This is a genomic window from Streptomyces sp. NPDC059003 (genome assembly GCF_042740445.1).
GTDB lineage: Bacteria > Actinomycetota > Actinomycetes > Streptomycetales > Streptomycetaceae > Streptomyces.
Genome location: NZ_JBHYJH010000430.1, coordinates 1 through 1,608 on the forward strand (window position 1 = coordinate 1; position 1,608 = coordinate 1,608).

The following is a 1,608-nucleotide window of genomic DNA, read 5'->3' on the forward strand; positions in this document are numbered from 1 at the left end:
GGCTATTCATAGCCCGTCCGGCGTTCGAGGACGAGGCCCGCAGGGCCGAAAAAAGGGGGGTCCAGGGGGGCGGAGCCCTCCTGGTTCGGGAAGGGGCGGGTCTGGGGCGCACCGCGCGGAGTGACGGGTACCACTAGTCCGGGCCCGGAAGGGGCACTATGACTGGGTGGCTGGCGTCAAAGCGTCGTCGTCTCACGGGCGGGTCGCCCGCACGCTCGGCCGCGCCCTGCACCTGCCGTTCACCGGCACGGCCCGCGGCATCCGCAAGGCCACGCACGCGCACGGCGCGGGCGAGTCGGGCCTCGGCAAACTGATCGAGCTGCACGCGGTGAACGGCGCGGGCGACGTCATGATCACCATCGCGCTCGCGTCGACGGTGTTCTTCTCGGTGCCGACGGACGAGGCCCGCGGCCGCGTCGCGCTGTACCTGGCGATCACGATGGCCCCGTTCACGCTGCTCGCCCCCGTCATCGGCCCGCTCCTGGACCGGCTTCCGCACGGCCGCCGTGCGGCGATGGCGGGCGCGATGCTGGCGCGGGCGCTGCTCGCGCTGATGCTGGCGAGCGCAGTGGTGACCGGCGGCCTGGAGCTGTACCCGGCGGCCCTCGGCGTCCTCGTGGCGTCGAAGGCGTACGGCGTCGTGCGCAGCGCCGTCGTACCGCGCCTGCTGCCGCCCGCCTTCTCCCTGGTGAAGGCGAACTCGCGGGTGACGCTCAGCGGGCTGCTCGCCACGGGCGTCGCGGCGCCGGTCGGGGCCGGGCTGCAGGCGCTCGGGCCGCGCTGGCCGCTGTACGGGGCGTTCGTGCTGTTCGTGACGGGCACGTTCCTGTCGTTCACGCTGCCGCCCAAGGTGGACTCGGCGAAGGGCGAGCGGAAGGCGCTGCTCGCCGCCGACGAGGAGCATCTGCATCTGGCGCGGGCCCGGGACCGGCGGGACCCGGCGCGCCGGGGGCGGCTCGGCCTGCGGACCGTCGGGCCCTCCGTGACGCACGGACTCGCCGTCAACGCCGCGCAGCGCGCCCTGTCCGGCTTCCTCATCTTCTTCCTCGCCTTCCTGCTGCGGGAGCATCCGCTCGCCGGGCAGAGCGCGGCGGTGTCGCTCGGCATCGTCGGGGTCGCGGCGGGGACGGGGAACGCGCTCGGGACGGCCGTCGGGGCGTGGTTCAAGGCGCGGGCGCCGGAGCTCATCATCGTGACGGTGGTGGCCGTGGTGCTCGGGGTCGCGGTGTGTTCGGCGCTGTTCTTCGGGGCGGTGGCCGTCGCGGGGCTCGCGGCGGTCGCGGGTTTCGCCCAGGCACTGTCGAAGCTGTCGCTCGACGCGGTGATCCAGCGGGACGTGCCGGAGGAGGTCCGCACGTCCGCGTTCGCCCGCGCCGAGACGCTGTTGCAGATGGCCTGGGTGGTGGGGGGCGGGATCGGGATCGCGCTGCCCCTCAACGGCACGCTCGGTCTGTCGGTGGCGGCGGGGATCGTGGCCGTGGGGTGGGTGCCGACGGTGCGGGGGCTGTTGGGGGCGGCGCGGAGGGGTGGGGGGCGGCGCGTGCGGGTGGCGTAGCCCTCGCGGGTGGCGCCCCAGGCCCGCCCCTTCCCGAACCAGGGGCTGCCGCC

General features: G+C 75.1%; 1 protein-coding gene. It reads left to right on the plus strand.

The window, feature by feature from the left end; all coding sequences use genetic code 11:
- The first annotated feature begins 166 nt into the window (after positions 1–166).
- Positions 167–1,555, plus strand: a complete 1,389-nt coding sequence (locus ACFWZ5_RS46375) for an MFS transporter (RefSeq protein WP_384806982.1) — start codon at positions 167–169, stop codon at positions 1,553–1,555.
- The last annotated feature ends 53 nt before the right edge of the window (positions 1,556–1,608 follow it).